This is a genomic window from Bacteroidota bacterium, from assembly GCA_039111535.1.
Taxonomy (GTDB): domain Bacteria; phylum Bacteroidota; class Rhodothermia; order Rhodothermales; family JAHQVL01; genus JBCCIM01.
The window spans coordinates 1-7,389 of the sequence record JBCCIM010000257.1; the positions used below are offsets into that span (position 1 = coordinate 1).

The 7,389-nt window shown below is 47.9% G+C and carries 5 protein-coding genes and 1 pseudogene; 2 read left to right on the top strand and 4 right to left on the bottom strand.

The features are described from left to right. Positions 1–141 (top strand): annotated as a pseudogene (locus AAF564_24660) (LysR family transcriptional regulator). 42 nt (positions 142–183) lie between these two features. Continuing rightward, on the top strand, positions 184–699 hold the full coding sequence (locus AAF564_24665) for a hypothetical protein (GenBank protein ID MEM8488762.1): 516 nt from the start codon (positions 184–186) through the stop codon (positions 697–699). Here AAF564_24665 and AAF564_24670 read toward each other — a convergent pair. From AAF564_24670 to AAF564_24685, 4 genes are all read right to left on the bottom strand, one after another. After that, on the bottom strand, positions 696–3,065 hold the full coding sequence (locus tag AAF564_24670) for a TonB-dependent receptor (protein ID MEM8488763.1): 2,370 nt from the start codon (positions 3,063–3,065) through the stop codon (positions 696–698). The genes AAF564_24665 and AAF564_24670 overlap by 4 nt on opposite strands. Positions 3,066–3,184: 119 nt before the next feature. Next, the gene (locus AAF564_24675; GenBank protein MEM8488764.1) at positions 3,185–4,558 is read right to left on the bottom strand and encodes an HTTM domain-containing protein; all 1,374 of its coding nucleotides are present in this window, start codon (positions 4,556–4,558) and stop codon (positions 3,185–3,187) included. Then, complete coding sequence (locus AAF564_24680) at positions 4,551–5,705, bottom strand: imelysin family protein (protein ID MEM8488765.1); 1,155 nt, start codon at positions 5,703–5,705, stop codon at positions 4,551–4,553. Before AAF564_24680 ends, AAF564_24675 begins: the two co-directional genes overlap by 8 nt. 14 nt (positions 5,706–5,719) lie before the next feature. Next, complete coding sequence (locus AAF564_24685) at positions 5,720–7,093, bottom strand: DUF4856 domain-containing protein (protein MEM8488766.1); 1,374 nt, start codon at positions 7,091–7,093, stop codon at positions 5,720–5,722. Positions 7,094–7,389 lie beyond the last annotated feature (296 nt).

The following is a 7,389-nucleotide window of genomic DNA, read 5'->3' on the forward strand; positions in this document are numbered from 1 at the left end:
CAGTCTGCGATCAGTCAGCAGGTGCGCTCGCTTGAGACCCGGCTGGGTGCGCAACTTTTCATCCGAAAGCCAAGGGGGCTGATCCTGACGGATGACGGTCGAAAGCTGCTGCCGAAAGTTGGCGCTTCGCTGGATCAGTTGACAGAGTGGTAATCCACCGCTTCCAATCACACACAGGAACACATGTATTGCACACATAAAAGTTCCATCTTTTCCAATATACTTGGTATTTTAATCATCTCGGGATTACTCCTTGCTGGCTGCTCAACGCCGGAGGAAGTACCTGAAGTCGAAGAAGTGCCTATTGATGCTGAAGCATTCTACTTTGAGCCGATTGGCCAGGGTTCTCAGGCTTCGTTTGTAGAACGAACAGAAGAGGTAGTAAGAGACTCGCTTACATGGGTTGCCTTCAGCGAGAAAATGCAGACGGTCCTGCCGTTTCAAGATGTAGACTTCAGCCAGGAAATGGTGGTATTTGCAGCCGTGCCGGCCACCCATGGCGGCGTAACGGTACAATTTGAATCTGCTGAACGGGTAGAAGACGAACTTGTACTCAGCTATATGCTCGGTCTCCCGGGTGCTGATTGCCGGATTATCGACAGCCCCTCCGTGCCATTCCAGGTGATGATTACGCGCAAAGTAACGTTACCTGTGCGCTTCGAATACCGGGAAGAACGCCACTTCTGTACGATGGGCTAGAGCTTCACACCCGCTGACAGGTACCATGAACGTCCAACCGAAGGAATAATCCCCGGCCCAGGATAGCCCGTGGCGCGGCGAGTGAAATACCGCGTGTCTGCCAGGTTGTTGATCCCCGCTTCAAGCCGAAAGCGATTGAACGTGTATCTCGACGAGATATCCATTACGTTGTACGCGGGAATGAGTCCTTCGATAGCTGTTGGCGTACGTGCTGCGTTTGTAGCATCTGAAAATTGCTCATCTACCAGTGCTATTTGCCAGGCCAATTCAAAGTTGCCATGCGTAACAGTAACGCCAGTTTTCAAGTTGTAACGTGGGACAAGCTCTACGTCATTCCCTTCTATACCAGGCTCATCGGAATCGGAGTAGGTCGCCTGTATTAAAGCAAAATTTGTGAACAGAGAAAGACCCGCCCGATTATTTTTCTTCAAAAACGGTCGCAGCACGTCAAATTCAGCGTACAACTCGAGTCCATAAATAGATGCGTCTGCGACATTGGTGCGGTACCGAAAAATTCTATCTACGAGATTATTAAACTGCGGATTGGGTTCGCTGCGCAGGACAGTGCCAATCCGATCTTTGTAGGCCAAATGAAACAGGCTGATGTCGTAGTTTAATAAACCGTATGATGCACCCCGCGCGCCTAACTCAACATTAAACCCGCGCTCGTCCTGGATATCAGGATCCACTTCCAGTCTTCCCACTGATACGCGTATGTCGTTAAAGTTAATCGCCCGGTAGTTTTGGGAAATGTTACTATAAAACTCGAGCGATGGGCTTTCTTTGTAACTCGCTCCCAGGCCAAAAAACACAAAGGAACGTGTTCTATCCCGGACCTCGTCTATCTGCTCATCCAGCAGAATATTTCCAGCAAGATCGCGAACTGTATTACGATAATAACCTTCCGCTTCAGTCCGTATATACTCAAAACGCGCACCAGGTACGAAGCTTAACTTAGGCCCCATATTCAGGATTTTCTCTGCGAAAAAAGAGAAATTGGTATTAGGCAAGTCAAAATCTGAGCCCTCTAATAATGTTGGATTGTTGTACTCAAATACTGCATCGTTTTCAGCCGAGCCCTCTCCTTGCATACGGTCTGTAAATCCTTTGTAATACCGCATACCCAGTAAGAGGACAGAGAAATCATTCAAGAGAGGATAGCGGTGAATAAATCGCGTCTCATTGCCCCAATTAGAAAAACGATCGCTGATAAAGTCCCGGTTTCCGCCAAAGTCGATGCGGTCGATACGCCCAAGATTGCCCAGTGCATCTCTGCCGGCGCGCAGGGCAAAGAAGCGCGTATTGAGGTTTGTGCGACCAGACAGTGCATAATCAGAGGAGAGTGCAAATAAATTCCAATCCACAGCAAACCAATTTCGTTCGCGATTCGATTGGCGGGGATTGTCTGCAAATTGGGTATCTGTAAGTCCACCCGGTTGCTGGGCGAGGTAAGACATGTAGGTATACTCACCCTTGATGGACCATGCAGGCGTTACGGCATATCGCAATGCGCCGTACACGACGTCTTGATTCAATCCTTCATTCGGACGCCAGCCATCGCTTTGTTTACGCTGATAGAATGCATAATAGTTTATCTTACCAGCAGTTCCGCCGAGGCTATTAAATGAGTTAAACAACCCAAATGCCCCCAATGTCTGCATCGAGGTGAGGCTGAAGGGTTTATCTGCATCACCTTCTCTGAACCTGAAGTTTATGACCCCGCCAAACTGCGTACCGTATTGCAACGAAGCCGCTCCGCGAATGACCTCAATAGACTGCAATGCCTGCACAGGTGGAGTATAATAACTTTCCGGATATCCAAGCGCATCAGCTGCAATGTCGTAACCGTTTTGACGGGTATTGAAGTTCGAGCTCCGATTGGGGCTAAGGCCTCGACCGCCTATACCCAGCTGAATGCCGGCACCATCACTTTCCCAAATATTTAAGCCGGCCACCTTCGCATAAACTTGCCGGCTGTTGTTGGTGGCCAAATTGGCCGTAATCTCATCGATGACAACCACTTCATTTTTCTTGGCATCATAAATTCCGTCACGTTCAACCGCCCGCAATCTTTTGAGGCCAAATGCCCCCTGGTTTTCTGCATCAACGGTGATTTCTTCAAGGCTCGTTTCGAGGTCCTCAAGGATGATCGATAGCATAATATCTACCTTATCAATCTTAACGACACGCCTTTCCAGTTTTTTACCAGCAAAGAAGGCCGTTAACCCATAGTCACCTGCAGCAAGATCGCTGACTGTAAATTGTCCATTTGGCAATGTGTTAACCGTTGCCAACACATTGAAATAAGTACTATCGGTCAGATCGGCAGATGGCGAAACAGCGATTGTAACAAGTTCTATTGGCACGCCCTTAACATCAACGACACGCCCTTTTATGGAAAAAGTTTGCGCATTTGCAGTTTGCCAAAGGCCACATAGGCTCATGCTTATTACAAAAAAAATAATTTCGCTACGTCCGGGCATAGTTATTCGTCATCGAATGGCAATATCCATTCTTTGGTGGCAAATCCGCGTTCTTCTTTAGTGAGATCTACAGTAGGGTCGATAAATCGACGGCTCCGACGGCCATTGAGCGCAACAAAAGCATCTGCAGTAATAGCAACATCCTTAATGCCTTCTGCTTGATATTGTGCTTCAAGAAAGTGCGCAAACTGGAGCATCATATCGGGCTGGGTTGCCATCATTTTTTCCTGGTTCGGCGTTAAATAATCCCAGTTAGCGATTTCCCAAGACCTACCCGATGCAGGATCATTCACGTTGAAAACGGTATAGCCTGCTTTTTCCATGAGCATAACGCGCCATGAAAATCGATATCCTTGCTCCGTCCAAAAAAGCGTCCCCGGATACAAAGCGGAGCGAAACGGCACGATCAACTGAAGTGCAAAATGCATAACAATGACCATCCCGAGGGCATATTGCCAGCTCTTTGAAAGAGAAAGCGGTAGGGTGTTATGTGCCACTCCCTCGCGCGTACGTAGCGAAAACGCACGACGCAAAATCTGAGCTATGCTTTCGAGTAATCGTTCATGAAAACCGGCTGAGAAATAAATCAGCGTACACAGGATCATGATGTAGGGAAACATACCAATCTGAAACAACAGCGCTGTCATCAGATGGAAGCAGATTACCGCTACATATGCTAAAGGCCGGGTACGGTGATAAAGAAGGAAGAATACAATTGTCAGATCATAGATTGCGCCGGCCCAGCTAAAAACAAAAGCTGTTTCAGGCTGAGCAAACAACTGCCCGATTAGCGGAAGATGGGACATTGCCGGCAGCCAGATACTGAGTGGCATGGCCTCGAATAGCCAGTCGGTATTAAGCTTTGCGAGGCCGGCGTAGAAATAGACAATACCCAATTGCAGTTTAAAAATATTGATCGTCCAGGCCGGCACCTGGTCAACCCGCAAAGCCGGCTTTAGGAATACGTCAAATGAAAACCCGCGATGTGCCGGTACCAGAATCAGCAAAAAACTGAGTATACTGACAAAGTAGTAATGGTTCAGGTAGTTCGATTTGTCGATAAGTTCGACGTACGTGAAGAGCAGAAAAAAACTAACCGTAGCAATGCGGTATTTAAAACCGAGCATAATGCATGCTGCTGCGAGTCCCATCAACACAAACACGACATACATCCCGTTCCCATCGAGGGGTTGTACCCAGTCAAATCCATAAAAAGTAAAATGATAAACCGGAGCGATGTACAGTTCATAAATCCACCCTTTAAGAGCAAACCGGATAATGCTGACTAGCATTATAAAGCCGAAAAGCACCCTTAGTGTAACCAAGGGTGCTATCGACACAAGCTTCTCTATGAACCGGTACCGGGAGTCAGTCACCGTCGGTATCCTGGTAGGTAATTGAAATCCCCAGGAACGATGTCATGTCAACTTTCAGCAGGACAACGAGCTCCTGCATTTTTGTAAAGGTAGCAACTACCTTGTTTACATCATCGTCAATCTGAGCTTTCAACGGATCTGATAATCCTTCTATCGCTGTAATACTTTCCTGCAATGTGGTTACAATATCATCAGCCAAAGCTCCCTGCTCGATAAAGTCAAGATTATCCTCAAGACCTAATCCATCTTGTCCAGCAGCTGTGACACCGCTGAATAAACGGCCTATACTTTCCAGGTTGGCTTTGGCCAGTTCTACTGAGTATCCTGCGTAAAAAGCTTCTGTTGCTTTAGGACGAGGAACCCCCGCACTCCGAACGCCGGCCGGTATCCCAATTTTACCATCCCTTGTGAATCGCTCGAAATGCAAAACTACCGCATTGATAAGTTGACCCAGCGAACTGCCGACATCGGTACCACCGTTGTCTTCACTAAGGAAGGTCCCTACGTAGTTTCCACCATTTGCTGCCCATTGTTGGACAACAAAATCTGTGTTCGATTTTACAAAATCGACGTTATCGGTCAGGTATTGCACCCGGGCTGAAGCGTCGGCATCCGATGTGAATTGGGCAACTATTTCATCTGGAGTCAGCCCTTCGCCATGCAACAGATAATCCATCGCAGGAAATCCACCCGCAGCGATATTCTGAATGGATCCGAGCGTATAACTGCCGGCAACAATGTTATCATTGATTTGCGTCGTATTGGTCGGGTAAGTATTCAATACACCCCGAAGCGCTACAGACTCAGCCGGCCCAAACTGAAACATGCTGACTTCTTGCCAGGCCATACGCGTCGCTTTCAATGCATCTTGCGCAGGTACAAGCGTGGCAGCCGTCGGGTCCCCAGCGAACGCCGCGACGGCTGCCTGTAAGGCATCAGTTGACTCCTGAAATGCTGCATAAGCAGGCAGAATGATGTTATTGGCAACATTATCCAACATGCCTGCACGATCAAACGTCTCCACCGGTGGCGGATCCATGGGATCCAGCGGCTCTTCGTTGTCGCCTGCGCTATCGCAAGCAATTCCGAAAAACATGAGTCCAACTGCAAGCAAAGCCAGATATGTAAAACGATACTGCGTTTTCATAGGAGTCTACGTTTCTAGAGGTCGTCCTGAACAGGTGCGAGGTCTGGAAACGCAGCCACGATCTTTGACTTAGCCGTATTCAGACCCAGCACAGTAGCATTCCAAAAATTGCCATCCGAACCAAAGTCGGTTTCCATGATCGTTTCCAGTTCACCCAGATCCATGGTACGCTGCGGGCTGTAGCGCAGTGCATTGGTGAATGCCCACGCTTCAGAGAGTACGTGGAATGCTTCACCTGTTTTGCCTTCACCAAGGAAGCCAATCGTATCATTGATGTAGTGAACAGCTGTGCCAGCAGCAACAAGTTCAAAGGCGCCATACAAAACGTCACGCTGTGTGTCCTTGGCTGCCAAATCATTATTAACAATCGCAGTACGACCTTCTTTTAGTGCTGTCATGATCAGGCTGTTTGTACCAAGCAAGCCGTTGTTCACATTGTCAACAGTGTTGGAGTAGTGGCTCCAGAAACGGTCTTCGCTACCACGCTCAGAAGGCCATGGAGAAGTGAAGTCAAGGGGTGGATCCCAGTAACCAAATGCCTCATCCCAGTGGTGCTCCATCGCTGTATAGTTCTTGCCTTCAGATAGCTCGAAGTTTTCAACGTCGTTACCAATACGGACGTCGGTCAGGTACGTATTATAGATCTGGTTGTACAGTACAGCGCCCATCAAGCCTTTTTCGATGAACTGGGTAAACTCACGACCATTTTCATCGACCAGTACCGTATTGCCGCTGTTTTCGCGGACAATCAAACCAGCTGTACCATTCGTGGCCTCAACACCCGCATTACCGTCTACACTTGCAGCTGCTGCACGCGCAAACATGTCTTCGAAAAGTTGTGCATCAAGATCAGGCACAAAAGTTTTGTCTTTTAGCTGTTTGGTAGAGGTAAATGTAAAGTTTCCAGCACCGTCGCCACCTGTATTGGCAAACATGTCAAGGAATACTTGTTCAGAAACCACAGCACCGCCGTCAGCGGTTTTGATGTATGCTTTGATGGCTTCAAGCTGATCAAGACGCTCGATTTGGCCGCTGTAAGAAACCGAAGTTTCGCCATTACGGGAAAACTCGTAAGTTGACGGTGTATCGATCGATTTAGTCGTTGTTACCATAGCAGTAACTCTCGTGATCGCGTCTTCCTCGTCAGTAAGGGTGAAAACAAGATTGAAAACCGTTCCCAGCGTGGTGGCACCAGGGATGTCAAAACTATGCGTGTAATTAGCCTGCATTGTGCCTGTCGTCACAGAAAGAGACGTTGGCCCGCCTCCATCAACAGCCAAAGTAAGCGACTTAACACCGGCTTCTGCATCAAGAGCAAGCGGGATTGAAACTGTTGTACCCCGGGGGCCCTCGACTTGAAGCATGTCACCACTAAGACCTGGTGGCATAGGATCATCGTCATTACTATCGCAAGCACTGACGGTCACCGCCAGCAATAGAAGTACTGCAAACAAATATGCTTGCTTGAATTTCATGATAGCGTTCATTTTATGAAAGTTTATATAATGGGATAATCCTCCCAGCCACCTTACAAGCAGAGGTGACCGGGAGAACCATGATCAGTTGTCACACATCAGATATAATAACGCTTATTTAGACTTAATCCAAATAAGAAGTTGTGAAAGTATTGTTAACTCGCTAAAACAAGAAAAGCCGGCTATCGGGGATAGCCGGCTTTCAAAAA

Coding starts and splice junctions, on each gene's coding strand:
- AAF564_24665 (MEM8488762.1), top strand. CDS start 184: ATGTATTGCACACATAAAAGTTCCATCTTTTCCAATATACTTGGTATT.
- AAF564_24680 (MEM8488765.1), bottom strand. CDS start 5,705: ATGAAAACGCAGTATCGTTTTACATATCTGGCTTTGCTTGCAGTTGGA.
- AAF564_24685 (MEM8488766.1), bottom strand. CDS start 7,093: ATGCCACCAGGTCTTAGTGGTGACATGCTTCAAGTCGAGGGCCCCCGG.